This is a genomic window from Alteromonas sp. S167 (genome assembly GCF_036864375.1).
Taxonomy (GTDB): domain Bacteria; phylum Pseudomonadota; class Gammaproteobacteria; order Enterobacterales; family Alteromonadaceae; genus Alteromonas.
In genome coordinates this window covers 365,066-380,288 of sequence record NZ_JAZETR010000001.1, presented here as the reverse complement: position 1 = coordinate 380,288, position 15,223 = coordinate 365,066, and the positions used below count along the sequence as shown (strand labels likewise).

The following is a 15,223-nucleotide window of genomic DNA, read 5'->3' as shown; positions in this document are numbered from 1 at the left end:
AACCACAACAAGAGTGAAGGGTCAACTGGGATCAGACGGCTGAGTTTCAAAAGTTCATTTTTTTTTCTATTTTTTTCAACAATCCGTAAATATTAACTTACATTTCACGGATTATTTACAAAAGACGCATTTTATCGGCTATTTTTTGTACTTCCCCGGTTGATAAACACCTCTCTATACTTTCGTAGTAACAAAATATGATTTGTCTCATACACAGCATTCGAGAGGTGCGAAGGAGAATAATTCGTAATTACACTGATTACCTTCAAGCTCGCTTATTACTGAAGAAAAAATCCAAGTTTTCGTTTGATGGATTCTGGTAAGTCAGGCAATGCTGTTTTAGGCAATAAGAATGTCGCCATGTTAAAGAAGTCAAGAAAGATGCGATTCGACTCTGTGGTTTTCTTCAAATAATGATGTCCAGATGAGCCACCAGTGCCAATTTTTGTTCCTAGCATACGTTGCACCATCATAGCGTGACGGTATCGCCATATGGTGAGTTGCTCGTCAATTTCCGTAAGCGCAGTAATTAGCTGAAATGGTAGGTTGAATATAGGCTCTTCTGAATACTGTTTGATAAATAACGCCGACAACAACGCTTCATGGCTTAACCTAAACTTTCCTTCTTTCAGTAATTGTTGATATTGCTCATCATCAAACAGCGCGGCGAAATTTTCTTTAGTTGATTGCCAATCATTTAGTTCCTGACGTTTTTCAACGTCAGATAGCATAGTATTAGTGGTAATAGTGTGATGGTCATCTTGCAGCATACTATCTGCTGCAGTTTTGTAGTACTGCCAAAAGTCAAAGTCATCGGTTTTCAGCAAAGGCATTCTTGATAGCCATTTATCTACTAGGTCGAATAAGCTTGGTTTTTCTTCGAGGCCCTCTAGTAAGGCACGGTCATTTTCGTTTAGGCGGTTATAAAAACTTTGCTTATCGAAGTTGATTCTAAACTCACGTTTCAAGCCCAGTGAGATTTCAAGCCGTTTAAACTGAATACTCTGAAAACCAGACGCTGGTACTAAATAGTCTCTGAAAGAAAGAAACTGTTGTGGTGTCATGGTTTCCATAATAGCGATTTGGTCATTCATTAAACGCTGAATTTGTATAACCCGATGTAGACGATGGACAACTTGGGTTAGCTGCTGGTCTTTGACCGTATCTTGATTAAACGTATCGATAACCGCATTTAATTCGTGAAGTACTTGTTTAAACCACAACTCATACACTTGATGCACTATGATGAACAACATTTCTTCGTGAGCAGGTTCACCGTACTTCGCACTCTGTAATTCTTGCGCTCCTAACACTTTGTCTAGGTGTAGGTAATCACCGTAATAGCATGGCTCGATATTTTTCTTCATGTTCTCGCCTTCAGTTTTAAAATATTCTTCAACTACTTTTTAATTTCACGATTCTATCACCACCTGCTCGACAACCACAGAATTCGCGCTATACCTTTTAAAAAGAAGCAGATTTCAAGTGTTAACAAGTTTGTACTTTTATGTATAAAAAACTATCCAATAGCGCTATGGTTAGAGAGCGTGGATCTTTGCGGTACGTTTTTGCTGCAAAGGTCAACACGCTCAAGTAGGCATAAGAAAAAAGGAAAAGGGTAAGTGCATGAAACTCGATGACGATATCCATAATTATTATGAGCATCTGGTCTTAGAAAGAATAAGCAGCCTAGGGTTAGATAAGACAAACGACGCTGACTATCTAGCAGATTTGTGTTGCTTGGCGCTAAACCAAGTACCCCCACGTTACATTCGTTACGAGGTTGATATGGCATTTTATTTGCCGCAAAGCGAACGAAGACAAATGGAAATGAACGTTGAGCACGCTATTCAGAAAGCGCTTAAGTTTTTGGATGATACGAAGAATTCGAAGTAGCTTTGGGCTAGAATAGAAATACCAAAAGGGGGTTTGGGTGGCGGGCCCCCAGCCACATCCCGGCACATGAGTCGTCTGCTGCGGCTGCTCCCTTCCAGGCCTGACCGGGTTCACAGAGTATCATTGCGGGAGGACCAAAAGCCCACCATAGAAAAATGCGACTAAAACAAAGTCGTAGCCCTGCTTCAGTGCGGGGCGCATTATGACTATTTGATTAATGGTTTTCAACCCTTAATCGAAAATCTCTCTTCAGCAATTACGTTCGCCACGCGATTGGTAGCGGCTCCTTCGCTTTCAGCACGCGTATAAATTTCTTTCAGCGTATCGCCGATTTGTTCAATATGTGCGCGCATTGCTTCGTTTGAGCTTGATTCCATGCGTTGGTGGAAGATATCGATAACACCACCTGCATTGATAACGTAATCAGGCGCATACAAAATACCGCGCTGCTGCAGTAGTTCGCCAATGTCTTCTCGCGCAAGCTGGTTATTTGCAGCCCCCGCAATAACTTTTGCTTTGATATCCGGCAGCGTTTGGTCGTTGATTGCCGCACCCAATGCACATGGCGCTAGTACATCAACATCCAAACTAAGAATCTCCTCCGGTGCTACAGCTGTTGCGCCAAGTTCAGCTGCCGCTTTTTCAACGCCTTCAGGGTAAATGTCGGCAACATACAGTTTTGCACCGTGATCATGCAGGTGTTTGGCCAGTCGATAGCCAACATGCCCCATTCCTTGAATAGCAACTGATACACCATCTAAGCTGCGTTTTAGGCCGTACTCAACTGTTGCCTTCAAGCCAACAAACACACCATAGGCAGTTGATGGAGCTGGATTTCCATCTGGTACTTCACCGGCATAGTGATATTTTGCGTTAACGCCAGCAATGTAGTCAGATTCAGTAGCCATTGTTTGAAGGTCGGTAACCGCAATACCAGAGTCTTCCGCTGTGAAATACTTGCCGCCTAATGACTCAACAAATTTGCCCATTGCTTTCATCATTTCCGGGGTTTTGGCTTTGCGTGGGTCACCGATAATCACAGATTTTCCGCCACCCAATTTTAAGTTTGCCATCGCCGCTTTGTAGGTCATGCCTTTCGACAAACGAAGAACATCTGTAAGGGCTTCGCTACTATTGACGTATGGCCACATGCGGCAGCCACCAAGCGCGGGGCCTAAATTCGTATTGTGTACAGCAATAATGGCACTAAGGCCCGCTTCTTTATCGTGATAAAACGCGACGTGCTCGTGATTATCAAACTCTGAATGATCGAAAACTGACATACATTCCCTATTATAACTGTAGTGATTTGGGTGAAGTCCTTCCCTACCATTCGATGTATTTGGAAAGACCCTAAGTTGACTGCAATGTTAGCTGAATATTTTGAGGACAGGCGTTGCAAAGTTTGTTAATGAAATTTACAAACTGAAACGCAAAGGAATTGAATACTATTTTACTAGGACATCTGTCCTAGGATTTATTTTTATATATAATAAACATCATAAAAACGACGGAATCAGTGTTCATGAAATTGGATAAATTCGACCGTGAGATCTTGCGTGTCCTACAGCAAGACGCCACAGTATCAATGGCCGACTTAAGTCAACGAGTAGGATTATCACATACTCCTTGTTGGCGTCGCGTAAAGCGGATGGAGGCCGACGGCATCATTTTAGGTAAAGTGACGCTGCTTAATAATAAAAAACTAAATCTAGGCGTGTCTGTTTTTATTTACGTTACGCTTAAAAACCACGATGGCGATTCGTTAACTGACTTTGAAAATGCCGTTCAAAATATTGATGAAATAGTTGAGTGTCACACAACAAGTGGTGAAAAAGACTATCTGCTGAAAGTTATTGTAGAAAGCATCGAAGAGTATGAATTTCTATTAAAAACGAAGCTTACTCACCTTCCATTGGTTGACCACCTAAGTTCAACGTTTGCCCTGAAACAGGTGAAAAACACCACTGAATTGCCTATAAAACGTCAGTAGCGTTTTTAATACGAACATAAAAGGCCGCATTCTTTTGCGGCCTTTCAAATTATCTTGCTTTCTACAATCCACTCAAGCAATTAACCTTTGCTTTTCTACATCAATTAGCTCGCATCAATCTGATTTTCAGGCTTGGCTTTTTCAAACGCTTCAAGCGCATTACAGTTATCAGCTATTTTACTAATCAGTGGGTACTTGTTCATATCTAGGTTAAAACGCTTCGCGTTGTATACCTGAGGTATTAAACAAACGTCAGCAAGCGTAACGTCAAAGTCAAAACAGTACTTACCAGCTTGTGTTTGAAGACGCTGCTCGATGCCGTCAAAGCCCAACGAGATCCAATGTGCAGCCCAGCGCTGCACGTCCTCTTGCTGCGCATCAAATGAGCCTTTAAGCGCATTAAGTACCCGCAGGTTTCCAAGAGGTTGGATGTCGCACGCAATATCCTGAGCAAGCGCTCTTACTCTGGCGCGCTCGGTTTTGTGTTCAGGTACAAGTCTAGGCGCGCTGTCGAAACGTTCGTCAATGTATTCAATGATCGATAAAGATTGGTTAAGTATAATATCCTCATCTTCATCGACCAAAGTAGGTACAAGGTGTGCAGGATTAAGTCGAGAGTATGGCTCAGCGTGCTGTTCACCGCCCTCTTTAACAAGATGAACCGGTACATACTCGTACTGCACGCCTTTCAGGTTTAACGCTATTCTTACGCGATAAGATGCTGTTGATCGCCAGTAGCCATACAATTTCAAACTCATACTGTTATACCTATCTGTGTATTAGTTAAGCGGCTTTACTTGCTGCTCTATTGCACCAAAAACACTGTTGCCGTCTTTATCCATCATCTCAATACGAATTCTATCACCGAACTGCATAAATGGCGTAGATGGCTTGCCATCGCGAATGGTTTCAATCATACGCACTTCGGCGATGCATGAATAACCTAAACCGCCCTCTGATATAGCTGACCCGTGGTCAGTGCCTTGCTTATTAGATACGGTACCAGAACCTATAATAGCACCTGCGCCAAGATTTCTGCTCTTAGCAGCGTGCGCAACCAATTCGCCAAAGTCGAACGTCATATCTTGCCCTGCCTCTGGCTTCCCAAACAGCTCACCGTTATACGTTGAACGCAACGGCAAATGCACTTTGTTGTCTTGCCAAGCATCACCAAGTTCGTCTGGTGTTACCGCAACAGGGGAAAAGCTTGAAGCAGGTTTCGATTGGAAAAAGCCAAAACCTTTTGCTAACTCACCCGGAATAAGGCCACGTAATGAAACATCATTTACAAGCATAATAAGACGAATACGTTCTGCTGCCTGTTGAGACGTACACGCCATTGGTACATCGTCTGTTACAACGGCAACTTCCCCTTCAAAGTCGATACCCCAATCATCGCTTGGTAAAATAATATCGTCATTAGGACCAATGAAGTCGTCCGAGCCACCTTGATACATTAGCGGGTCTGTCCAGAAGCTTTCTGGCATTTCGGCACCACGTGCTTTTCTCACTAATTCAACGTGATTTACATACGCACTGCCGTCGGCCCACTGGTAAGCGCGAGGAAGTGGTGATTCACAACGTGTGGTATCAAATGCAACGCTTTCACACTCATTGTTGTTGAGCTGCTGATAACGCATTTGCAACTGAGGAGAAATTTCTTGCCAGTTATCCAAGGCCTCTTGCATGGTTTTAGCAATGTCTTGTGCACTGCATGCTCGAGAAAGGTCACGTGACACCACCATTAGGCAGCCGTCGCGAGTATCATTTTTATATGTTGCTAACTTCATGTCTCTTTCCTCGAAATATTTTTGTGCTCTTGTTTGCGTCGTTGCGCTTTGACAGCCTTAGCCTTGGCACGCAATGCGCTGGCCAGCATGTTAGTAAACCTATGGTCGGTAGGCAGCCAGTTAGAGCGTTTTGAAAAATAGCTACCTATAGTTATGCCATTAGACTGTAGGCAATGAGAAGAGTGTAGCGAACGAAGTTTTTAGTGGCTGTAAGAAAGCGTGTACAAATAGGTCACAGTAAGTGTGCGACAGCCCCTAATACTGGTGTCTTCTGGCGCATTGTAAATAAAACGCAACACGCTAAAAGACACCTTTATAGGGCTCGAAAACAGCTTACTCGCTAGAGTTTGACCGTGGCTTTGTTAATACCGTACTCGCGCAGTTTATTGGCAATCGCAGTATGGCTGAGGCCCAATTTTTTAGCGAGTTGGCGCGTACTTGGATAGGAGGGATAAAGACGTTTAAGCAAATCTTTTTCAAACTTCTTCACTTCTTCATCTAGGGTGCCATCAAAATTCTCGTCAATATAGGTAACACTTGGCGCACAGCTTGGAAGCTGAATGTCTTCTTTGGTAATTTCTTTACCATCTAATAGCGATAACGCTCGATAAAGCGCATTTTGTAGCTGCCTTACATTTCCAGGCCATGGGTATTGCTGTAGGAAATCGACACACGATTTGCTTAATTTAGCCGGACGTCGTCCCAATTTTGTACTGTGCTGAACAATGAACGACTCTGCTAACGGCACGATGTCTTGGCGGCGATCTTTCAAACTTGGCATAACGAGGCTTAACACATTTAGTCTGTAGTAAAGCTCTTTCCTAAAGCGCCCCTCTTCAACAAGCTGTCCTAAATCACGACAGGTGGTACAAATAAAGCGTACGTCAACTTTAACAGGTGAAGCATCACCTACGCGCCTAAACTCCCCATCTTCCAAAACGCGCAATAGCTTGGCCTGAAGCTGAGACGACATATCAGCAATTTCGTCTAATAGAAGCGTGCCCCCTTTAGCTTGTTCAAGAAGCCCTAACTTAGCGTTTGGTTGGTTAAATGCGCCAGCGGCGTAACCAAATAACTCTGTTTCGGCTACGCTATCGGGTAACGATGCACAGTTTAGCGCTAGAAACGCCCCTTCACTGCGGCGGCTAGACTGATGACAGGCTCTCGCTATCATCTCTTTGCCTGTGCCAGTTTCACCGAAGATAAGAATAGGAGCGTCTAAGTCAGCCACGCGCTTCGCCTCATGAACGACTCTCTTCATAAAAGGAGACTGGGTGACAAAACGGTCGAAACTATCTGTAGGCGATTGGTGAAACGCGGTGAACTGCTGACCCAAACGCATTTCAGATTTTAAAATAACGACAGCACCGGCCATTATTTTATTTTGCTCACCATTTTTTTCACCATCAGGAACCGTAATAGGTAACATGTCGGCTAAATAGTCTTGCTGAATGAATTTTACTTTTGACGTTTGTGGACCCGGTGATTTCCCATCCATCCATTTAGTGAAGTTAAACCCTTTTACTACTTCACTGATTTCGCTGCCTTCGATATCACTAAACGACACTTCCAAGCCTGCGCAAACCGCTTCGTTGCACAACAGAATGTTGCCCTTTGCATCAATTGAAAACACGGGGTCTGGAAGCGTGCGAAGAATTGCTGACAACTGATTTTTCTCGCGCTCTCCGGGCATAAAAAGTGTTGTTTTTACGTCATCAATGCCATCAATGCGGCGTATTTGCGGCATTAAATGCTGAAAATCGGCAAACTCAATATTAGGAAAATTAAGGAAAATTTTTCCCACTGGATCGATTTCAATACCACGAAGGTCTATTTCTTTTGTAACCAGAATATCTAAAACATCTTGGGTTATGCCCAAGCGATCCTGGCAAATGATTTCTAAGCGCATAGGGTGTTATAGGATACTTGTAAAGAATTTTGTACAAGATATCACACTTTTACAAAAAGATAACATGATATTTGTAACAGACCGTTAAATAAGCACGCCAAACGGTGGATAGAGGCAGTTGGTAGAGGCTAATACAAAGATGCCGCTTCAACGAGCGGCATCCTATAAAAAACACATTTAATTAACAAGTCTTTAGCTTGCCTTTTTTTCCTTAGGAGGGAAAAGTGGGGAAAACAACCCTAATGACTTCGCTTTTTCAACCAGCGCCATAATGTCCATTTCCGCAAGTTCGAATAAATGGTCAAACTCGGGGAGTATGTAATATAACGGCTGCATGATATCAATTCGGTATGGCGTTCTAAGTGCATCTAATGCAGTTAGGGGGTTGCGAAGCGGTGTATCGCTATCCAATGCGTATATTGTTTCCCCTGGAGATGACAGAATGCCGCCGCCGTAGATTTTCAACTCGTCGTTTGCTCTTACTAAACCAAACTCTACAGTAAACCAATAAAGTCGAGCTAAGTAGACGCGGTCTTCTTTACTCGCCGCAAGCCCTAGCTTTCCGTAAGTATGTGTGAAGTGAGCGAACGCTGGATTAGTTAACAACGGACAATGCCCGAACACCTCGTGGAAGATATCAGGCTCTTGAAGATAATCGAACTCTTCACGCGTTCTGATAAAGGTAGCAACCGGAAACTGCTTATTCGCAAGTAAACGGAAAAACTCGCCAAAATTGATTAGGGCTGGCACTTCTGCCGTTTTCCAACCGGTTTTCTCCATCAATACTTTGTCGATATCTGGTAGCTGCGGAATTTTATCTTCGCTGAGCTTCAGCAAATCAAGGCCGTCCAGATATTGTTGGCAAGCACGCTCTTTCACCAGTGGGATTTGACGAGCATAGAGCTCAGACCAAATTTGGTTCTCTTCATCCGACCATGTAATATGACCGTTCTCGTCCGATTCTCTCGACTGATACTGTGTTGATTTTGGCATAACTTCAAAGACCAATAGTGTTAAAAACAACTTGCCCTTTAGTCTAATGAAATTCGTTGCGCCGGAAAGTAGTAGGACATTTGAAGTCCCACTTTTGAGTGTAATCAATATTTTACAACAACAAGCTAATGTATTGTAAAAAAAACAAAAAACCGCTTATAAAAAGCGGCTTTTCATACTTCGCACATTGCTTAGAGACGACTAATTTCTTTATTTAATTGATACTCTCTAGACGTAACGTACGTTTCCATTTTACGTAAGCGTGTTTCAGCCTTGGCGAAACGGTTTTTTATATCGTGGAACGCTTGTTTTGGCGGTTCGCCTGCTTGCCAAACTTTCGTTTTCACTTCTACCTTAGGGCTTTTAACTTGGCCTGCGTTAGGGTTTCTCCACCCTTTGCCTTTCGAGAAAACAGGCTCTGGCGCTTGTGTTTCTATACCTTCAGGTTTTTTATCTAGAATAAACCAAGCCGCAACGTAAGCCACCAACATGAAAGGCCCTGCTAATAAGAAGAAGCCAGTTACAACAAGAATTCGTACCAACCACGTCTCGAGCCCGAAATAGTCTGCAACACCTGCGCATACACCCGCTATACGCTTATTACTTGAGTCGCGGTAGAGCTGCTTTCCATTTCTCATGCTCTGTTCCTCCACTCAGGCGCCTCACTATCTAAAATGGCTTCTAGCGTTTCAATTCGCTCGCTCATCTTTTCTGCTTGCTCGGCTAGGACTTGAAGTTGAGCGTACTCTTCAGCACTAAGCCCTTGGTTGACTTGCTTTTTGCTGCGGTAATGCAAAATTAACCATATTGGCGCCACAAAAATAGTGAACACAACCAGCGGCATTACCAACATTGCAATGATACCTTCATCCATCTCAAATTCTCCAACAAACCCTATCTGCGTCCGCTCTATTCGCTCTCACATAATAAAGCGGCACCGTACTTTTTATTATTCTGATTTTTCGGTGCTACTTTTTGCACCTTTAATTTTGGCTTTAAGCGCCGCTAATTCGTCATCTACTTTATCGCTAGCTTCTAATTCAGCAAACTCATCTTGCAACGTTTTCTTGCCTAAGTCGTATGCTTCAACTTGGGATTCTAAATCGTCAATTTTGCGCTCGTACTGCTCGAAACGTCCCATAGCATTATCTACTTTAGTGCTATCAAGCGTCTTTTTCACCTCTAAACGAGAGCTCGCTGTTTTTTGGCGCATGATGATCGTTTTTTGACGGCTCTTGGCATCTGCAAGCTTTTCTTGAAGCTGTGCTATTTCATCTTGAAGTTTGCTAATTTGCTCATCAACAATAGCCAGCTCTTTGCTTAAGGCTTCTGCAGCCTCTGCCGATTTTTTCTTTTCCTGCAACGCTGCACGAGCAAGGTCTTCACGATCTTTGCTTAACGCAAGCTCCGCTTTAGCTTCCCAGTCTGACGCATCACTTTCATATTTCGCAATCTGGTTAGCAATGTCTTTTTTGTTCGCAATGGTTTTAGCTGAAGCTGAACGCACTTCAACCAGCGTGTCTTCCATTTCCTGAATAATTAGTCGAACCATTTTTTCAGGATCTTCCGCTTTATCTAAAAGCGCATTTATATTTGAGTTCACAATATCAGTGAAACGCGAGAAGATACCCATAATAATTACCTCTTGTTCTATAGCTAAGCTGTAATAACAACTTGTTTGATAAACACGGTTACTCTTGGCATAGACTATACAATATGCTTGCCACTTTTAATCATTGCGCAAGCGACTGCTTTTAAAGCATTTTTTTATAAAACAAATAATGCTCGTTTATCAAATTATTTTGCTCTACACTATTAATTGGTCGAAATGACTAACTTTTGAGGGATTTAATGAGTAGGTATCGACAGCAAGACAATTTGCTAGGACAAGCCAATAGTTTTTTGGAAGTGCTAGAGCAAATTTCACAGATAGCACCGCTAGATAAACCGGTTCTTGTTATTGGTGAACGAGGCACAGGTAAAGAGCTAATTGCAGCTCGCTTGCACTTTCTGTCTAAGCGATGGGATCAAAACTACGTAAAGTTAAACTGCGCGGCGCTGAGTGAAAGCTTGCTAGAGAGTGAACTGTTTGGTTATGAGGCTGGCGCCTTTACTGGTGCATCTAAACGCCGTGAAGGCCGATTTGAAGTGGCGCACAACGGTACATTGTTCCTTGATGAGTTAGCCAACACATCAGGCCTTATTCAAGAAAAACTACTTCGCGTCGTCGAATACGGTGAATTTGAGCGTGTTGGTGGCAGCAAATCAGTAAAAACTGATGTACGCCTTATAGCAGCAACAAATGAAGATTTACCTGCACTTGCTGACGCAGGTGAATTTCGCGCAGACTTACTCGACCGTTTGGCTTTTGACGTTATTACTATTCCACCGCTTCGCGAACGACGTGAAGATATTATGATGCTTGCAGAAAACTTCGCGATCAATATGGCGCGGGAAATGGAAATGGAGCTGTTCAGCGGTTTCACTGAAAAAGCCAAAAGAACACTGTTAGATTATCACTGGCCCGGCAATATACGTGAACTTAAAAACGTGGTTGAAAGAGCGGTTTATCGCACGAACAACCCTCACCTTCCCGTGCATGAAATTGTACTAGACCCATTTGAATCTGCTTATCGCCCTGTGGGTCGTGTAAAAACAAACGATAGAGTAAATAGTGATAATGCTACCCCAACAGCATCAACGATACCGTCTGCTTCCACAGCAATAAATGAAGCACAAGCACAAAACGACGCCCCTATTCCAACATCAGTAACGTCGCCAGAGGTTGTAGAGTATCCCATAGACCTTAAAGATCGCTCTCAACAATACGAGATTGATATGATAAAGCAGGCACTTGCAGATAGTCAGTTTAATCAAAAAAAGACGGCAGAAAAATTAAGCCTGACCTACCATCAGCTAAGGGGTTACTTAAAAAAGTACAACTTGTTAGATTCATCTGCGGAAAACGCAGAGAAATTCGAGGCGTAAGGTATGTACATGGGTGTAGTAAAGCGTTTAACAGTAGCGTTATGCACAGCATTACTTATTGTGTCCTGTGCGAAACAAAATAAAAAAGCGTTTTACAATACAGGTATTATTTATTGCTCTGAGAGCAACCCTGTTACCTTTAACCCGCAATTGGATACTTCCAGTACTACGTCGGATGCAACATCGCATCAGTTATACGATAGATTACTGGACTTTGACCCTGACTCGGGACGCATTGTACCCAGCCTAGCTAGTAGCTGGCTGGTAACCAACGATGGCTTAACATACGCATTTCAGTTACGCAGAGACGTTAAGTTTCACCAAACACACTATTTTACGCCCACCCGCAACTTTAACGCCGACGATGTTATTTTTAGTATTAACCGATGGCGCTTGCCCTCACACCCCTATCATTCGGTTTCTGGAGGCCGCTACCCTTATTTCGAAAGCTTAGGGCTTGCACAAAATATTGCATCGGTGGAAAGGGTTAATGGTTATCGCGTAGAAATTACACTGCATCGTCGAGATTCTTCATTCCTTGCAAACCTTGCAACAGACTTTGCCGTTATTCTTTCACAAGAATATGCAACCACATTATTTGAGGCCGGCAGTCCAAGTAAGATAGACATTCTGCCCGTAGGCACTGGCCCGTTTAAATTTGAAAGCTACAGAAAAGATCGATTTATAAAGTACCTTCGCCATGAAGACTATTGGCGCAAGAGTGAGTTAAGGGGTGACGACAACGTCGCATCATCCGCTGATGACTTTGACAACAGGTCGAATGTTGACGCAAATTGGCAAGACAACTTACAGTTAAATGGCAACATTAGTAATGATAATGTAGCAAACGTGCGGCAGTTGATATTCGACATAACCCCTAGAAGTTCATTACGCTTAGCCAAACTAATGACTGGGGAATGTGACGCAACGGCGTTTCCAGCGCAAACCGAACTTGAGGTAATACGAGCACGAAGCGATCTTACGCTTGCAGAGAAGCCTGGGTTGAATATTGGCTTTTGGGCCTTTAATACACAGCGCCCTCCTTTCGACAATCCAGACGTAAGACGCGCTCTTGCTGCTGCAATTGACAAGAACACCCTATTAGAAGCCGTTTATTTTGATAGCGCAACGCGTGCCAAAACGTTGTTGCCTGCGGCTAGCTGGGCATTTCAAAATGACGCAGACGACACCGCTTACAACCCTGTACTAGCAAGGCAACTTTTGGCCAATGCAGGAGTGAACGAAGGATTCTCGATGACTATTTGGGCAATGCCTGTAGAGCGAGCTTATAACCCAAACGCAACTAAAATGGCAGAGCTGATTCAACGCTACCTGCAAGATGTGGGTATTGAAGCCACTATCGTAAGTTATGACTGGGCAACATTCAGAAGACATTTACAAGACGGATTGCACGACTCAGTACTTATAGGTTGGTCGGCAGACAACGGCGACCCCGATAACTTCTACCGACCACTTCTAAGCTGCGGTGCTATTCCCTCTGGTACAAACCGCGCTATGTGGTGTGATGAGGATTACGATAGATTGTTAAACGAAGCGCTTAAAACAGACGATATTGACGAGCGAACTGCAATCTATCATCAAGTAAACCGGTTACTTTACGAGCGACTACCTTTGGTACCTATTGCACATGCGTACCGCTATCAAGCATATCGAGAAGAGTTAAATGGCGTTGTAATCAATCCATTTGGTGGCGTTCGCTTCGGTGGAGTAGAGAAAACACTGTGATTCAAATTTTAACCCGATACTGCACCCTTCTTGTTTTAACGCTATTAGTACTAGCCGTGATGTCATTTTCATTGGCCTATTTATTTCCGGGCGATACGCTTGAAAACCTAACCGGTCTGGTGCCTGAAAACGAGGCACAGCGAGAAGCACTTGAAAGACAGTTTAAGCTCGATAGTTCAGTGGTTCTTCAGTTTTTCTATTACTTAGGCAATTTATTAGTTGGCGATTGGGGATACAGTTTCACATCGGGTCTTCCGCTTCTAGAAGAGGTTGGCATTGCATTGCCGGCCACGATAGAACTTGCCACCTACGCAATGCTAATGGCACTTTTTGTTGGTATTCCACTTGGCTATTACGCTGGTATTCGTTGCTACTCTACCACCGACCATATTCTTAACAGTGCCAGCATGACCACCTACTCGTTTCCTGTGTTTTGGTTTGCGTTGTTACTCATACTGGTTTTCAGTTTACAGCTAGATGCAGCGCCACTCTCTGGACGCATAAGCCTGCTTTACGATGTCCCTAGAGTAACTGGCTTTATACTGGTAGACGTGCTGTTGAGCGATTTAGACAATAAATCATTGGCGTTTAAAGATGCATTGTCGCACATTGCGTTACCTACGTTCGCCATTGGTGCCATTACTACAGCGTCTTTGATAAGAATAACGCGTCGTTCTGTTATTGATGTTAAACACCGGCCCTATATTGCAGCGGCGGTATCAAGAGGACTGTCGAGCTGGCAAATTTTTACGCGGCACATTTTGCGAAATGCGCTGCTTCCTATCTTGCCTTTAATGGCTATTCAAATTACAACGCTTATTACTAATGCAATGATTGTTGAAACACTGTTTTCTTGGCCGGGAATTGGTAATTGGCTAATACAAGCCATCTATCAACGGGATTATCCCGCGCTACGTATTGGTATGATGGCAGTATCGACGTTAGTTATTACTTTAACCATTCTGGTAGATTTGTTTAACCGCATTATCGACCCTAGCAGAGAGAAGTACGAACATGCCGCAGTTTAGTTTGTACGAAGAAGAGTTTCACCCATCGCCGTGGCAGCGCACTTGGGCTGCATTCCGATCGAGCCATATTGCGATGGTGGGTCTTGTTATGTTGGGATGCTTTGTATTTTTCGCATTATTTGCTCCTATTATCACGCCTTATGATGCAACAGAACAAAATATTGATGGCTTGCTCATTCCTCCTAGTTGGACGGCAAACGGCGTTATTTCCCATTTATTTGGTACGGATGCACTAGGAAGAGACCTGTTTACGCGCATTATCTACGGCTGCCGTATTACCCTAGGCACTGCTTTTATCACGGTTGTGCTTGCAATGCTTGTGGGCGTAAGCCTGGGTACATTTGCCGGTATGCTTCGTGGGGTGCGCTCTAGTATCGCCAACCATTTGCTAGATGCTTTGATGGCCATTCCTACTCTGCTGATCGCCATCATTATTGTTGCTATCTTAGGAGCAGGCCTTCTAAACAGCATGTGGGCTATTACGCTTGCGCTAATTCCACAATTTGTACATCACACTCGTAGCTTCGTTCGCGCAGAAATGAAAAAAGACTATATTGTTGCGTCCAAATTAGACGGTGCAAACCGATGGCAGCTATTCGTACATTCTATATTACCTAATATGATTGAGACTTTGGTTGTTCAAGGCACGTTAGCGCTTTCAATTGCTGTAATTGATATATCAGCGCTAGGCTTTTTGAACTTGGGGGCACAGTCACCGCTGCCAGAACTAGGTGTTATATTGGCTGATGGCCTTGATGCTGCCTATTTGGCACCGTGGAATGTTGCTGTGCCGGGTACTGCTATTTTCCTAATGGTGCTGTCGATAAATATCGTCGGTGACGGGCTACGTTCTGCACTACGAAAAAGAGTGAGCCACTAA

Annotated in this window: 15 protein-coding genes and 1 other RNA gene; 6 read left to right on the top strand and 10 right to left on the bottom strand. The window is 43.5% G+C overall.

Annotation, left to right across the window (positions count from 1 at the left end; translation table 11 throughout):
- Positions 1–278 precede the first annotated feature (278 nt).
- On the bottom strand, positions 279–1,367 hold the full coding sequence (locus tag V7R35_RS01590; RefSeq protein WP_334012864.1) for a tryptophan 2,3-dioxygenase family protein: 1,089 nt from the start codon (positions 1,365–1,367) through the stop codon (positions 279–281).
- 259 nt (positions 1,368–1,626) lie between these two features.
- Here V7R35_RS01590 and V7R35_RS01585 point away from each other — a divergent pair, with 259 nt between their 5' ends.
- Positions 1,627–1,896, top strand: coding sequence for a late competence development ComFB family protein (locus V7R35_RS01585; RefSeq protein ID WP_334012862.1), 270 nt, complete (start codon positions 1,627–1,629; stop codon positions 1,894–1,896).
- 43 nt (positions 1,897–1,939) lie between these two features.
- On the opposite strand, the gene ffs is transcribed toward V7R35_RS01585, so the two are convergent.
- Both ffs and V7R35_RS01575 read right to left on the bottom strand, forming a co-directional pair.
- An RNA gene (ffs, locus tag V7R35_RS01580) (signal recognition particle sRNA small type) lies at positions 1,940–2,036 on the bottom strand.
- A gap of 84 nt (positions 2,037–2,120) precedes the next feature.
- Complete coding sequence (locus tag V7R35_RS01575) at positions 2,121–3,179, bottom strand: Glu/Leu/Phe/Val dehydrogenase dimerization domain-containing protein (protein ID WP_334012861.1); 1,059 nt, start codon at positions 3,177–3,179, stop codon at positions 2,121–2,123.
- 242 nt (positions 3,180–3,421) lie between these two features.
- On the opposite strand from V7R35_RS01575, the gene V7R35_RS01570 reads away from it, so the two are divergent.
- The gene (locus V7R35_RS01570; RefSeq protein WP_131092592.1) at positions 3,422–3,889 is read left to right on the top strand and encodes an Lrp/AsnC family transcriptional regulator; all 468 of its coding nucleotides are present in this window, start codon (positions 3,422–3,424) and stop codon (positions 3,887–3,889) included.
- 104 nt (positions 3,890–3,993) lie between these two features.
- Here the strand turns inward: V7R35_RS01570 and maiA are convergent, their stop codons facing one another.
- The 7 genes from maiA to pspA form a co-directional block, all read right to left on the bottom strand.
- Complete coding sequence (gene maiA, locus V7R35_RS01565; protein WP_334012858.1) at positions 3,994–4,647, bottom strand: maleylacetoacetate isomerase; 654 nt, start codon at positions 4,645–4,647, stop codon at positions 3,994–3,996.
- A 21-nt stretch (positions 4,648–4,668) separates the two neighbouring features.
- On the bottom strand, positions 4,669–5,679 hold the full coding sequence (locus V7R35_RS01560; protein WP_334012856.1) for a fumarylacetoacetate hydrolase family protein: 1,011 nt from the start codon (positions 5,677–5,679) through the stop codon (positions 4,669–4,671).
- A gap of 340 nt (positions 5,680–6,019) precedes the next feature.
- Complete coding sequence (gene tyrR, locus V7R35_RS01555) at positions 6,020–7,588, bottom strand: transcriptional regulator TyrR (protein ID WP_334012855.1); 1,569 nt, start codon at positions 7,586–7,588, stop codon at positions 6,020–6,022.
- A 192-nt stretch (positions 7,589–7,780) separates the two neighbouring features.
- Positions 7,781–8,581 carry a phenylalanine 4-monooxygenase gene (gene phhA / locus V7R35_RS01550; protein WP_334012854.1) on the bottom strand — a complete coding sequence of 267 codons (801 nt, stop codon included), beginning with the start codon at positions 8,579–8,581 and terminating at the stop codon, positions 7,781–7,783.
- Between the two features lie 191 nt (positions 8,582–8,772).
- Positions 8,773–9,219, bottom strand: coding sequence for an envelope stress response membrane protein PspC (pspC, locus tag V7R35_RS01545; protein ID WP_334012852.1), 447 nt, complete (start codon positions 9,217–9,219; stop codon positions 8,773–8,775).
- Positions 9,216–9,455: an envelope stress response membrane protein PspB gene (gene pspB, locus V7R35_RS01540; RefSeq protein WP_334012851.1), complete on the bottom strand. Its 240-nt coding sequence runs from the start codon at positions 9,453–9,455 to the stop codon at positions 9,216–9,218. The genes pspC and pspB overlap by 4 nt, the downstream gene beginning before the upstream one ends.
- 75 nt (positions 9,456–9,530) lie before the next feature.
- On the bottom strand, positions 9,531–10,214 hold the full coding sequence (gene pspA, locus V7R35_RS01535) for a phage shock protein PspA (RefSeq protein WP_334012850.1): 684 nt from the start codon (positions 10,212–10,214) through the stop codon (positions 9,531–9,533).
- 218 nt (positions 10,215–10,432) lie between these two features.
- On the opposite strand from pspA, the gene pspF reads away from it, so the two are divergent.
- From pspF to V7R35_RS01515, 4 genes are read left to right on the top strand one after another with little or no spacing between them, the layout of a single operon-like run.
- Positions 10,433–11,569: a phage shock protein operon transcriptional activator gene (gene pspF / locus V7R35_RS01530; RefSeq protein WP_334012849.1), complete on the top strand. Its 1,137-nt coding sequence runs from the start codon at positions 10,433–10,435 to the stop codon at positions 11,567–11,569.
- Between the two features lie 3 nt (positions 11,570–11,572).
- Positions 11,573–13,315: an ABC transporter substrate-binding protein gene (locus tag V7R35_RS01525; RefSeq protein ID WP_334012848.1), complete on the top strand. Its 1,743-nt coding sequence runs from the start codon at positions 11,573–11,575 to the stop codon at positions 13,313–13,315.
- Entirely contained in the window at positions 13,312–14,343 is a 1,032-nt protein-coding gene (locus tag V7R35_RS01520) for an ABC transporter permease (RefSeq protein ID WP_334012847.1), read from the top strand. Before V7R35_RS01525 ends, V7R35_RS01520 begins: the two co-directional genes overlap by 4 nt.
- Positions 14,330–15,223, top strand: coding sequence for an ABC transporter permease subunit (locus tag V7R35_RS01515; protein ID WP_334012845.1), 894 nt, complete (start codon positions 14,330–14,332; stop codon positions 15,221–15,223). The genes V7R35_RS01520 and V7R35_RS01515 overlap by 14 nt, the downstream gene beginning before the upstream one ends.

Coding starts and splice junctions, on each gene's coding strand:
- V7R35_RS01585 (WP_334012862.1), top strand. CDS start 1,627: ATGAAACTCGATGACGATATCCATAATTATTATGAGCATCTGGTCTTA.
- V7R35_RS01560 (WP_334012856.1), bottom strand. CDS start 5,679: ATGAAGTTAGCAACATATAAAAATGATACTCGCGACGGCTGCCTAATG.
- V7R35_RS01525 (WP_334012848.1), top strand. CDS start 11,573: ATGTACATGGGTGTAGTAAAGCGTTTAACAGTAGCGTTATGCACAGCA.
- V7R35_RS01575 (WP_334012861.1), bottom strand. CDS start 3,179: ATGTCAGTTTTCGATCATTCAGAGTTTGATAATCACGAGCACGTCGCG.
- pspB (WP_334012851.1), bottom strand. CDS start 9,455: ATGGATGAAGGTATCATTGCAATGTTGGTAATGCCGCTGGTTGTGTTC.
- V7R35_RS01590 (WP_334012864.1), bottom strand. CDS start 1,367: ATGAAGAAAAATATCGAGCCATGCTATTACGGTGATTACCTACACCTA.
- phhA (WP_334012854.1), bottom strand. CDS start 8,581: ATGCCAAAATCAACACAGTATCAGTCGAGAGAATCGGACGAGAACGGT.
- tyrR (WP_334012855.1), bottom strand. CDS start 7,588: ATGCGCTTAGAAATCATTTGCCAGGATCGCTTGGGCATAACCCAAGAT.
- V7R35_RS01570 (WP_131092592.1), top strand. CDS start 3,422: ATGAAATTGGATAAATTCGACCGTGAGATCTTGCGTGTCCTACAGCAA.
- pspA (WP_334012850.1), bottom strand. CDS start 10,214: ATGGGTATCTTCTCGCGTTTCACTGATATTGTGAACTCAAATATAAAT.
- pspF (WP_334012849.1), top strand. CDS start 10,433: ATGAGTAGGTATCGACAGCAAGACAATTTGCTAGGACAAGCCAATAGT.
- maiA (WP_334012858.1), bottom strand. CDS start 4,647: ATGAGTTTGAAATTGTATGGCTACTGGCGATCAACAGCATCTTATCGC.
- pspC (WP_334012852.1), bottom strand. CDS start 9,219: ATGAGAAATGGAAAGCAGCTCTACCGCGACTCAAGTAATAAGCGTATA.
- V7R35_RS01515 (WP_334012845.1), top strand. CDS start 14,330: ATGCCGCAGTTTAGTTTGTACGAAGAAGAGTTTCACCCATCGCCGTGG.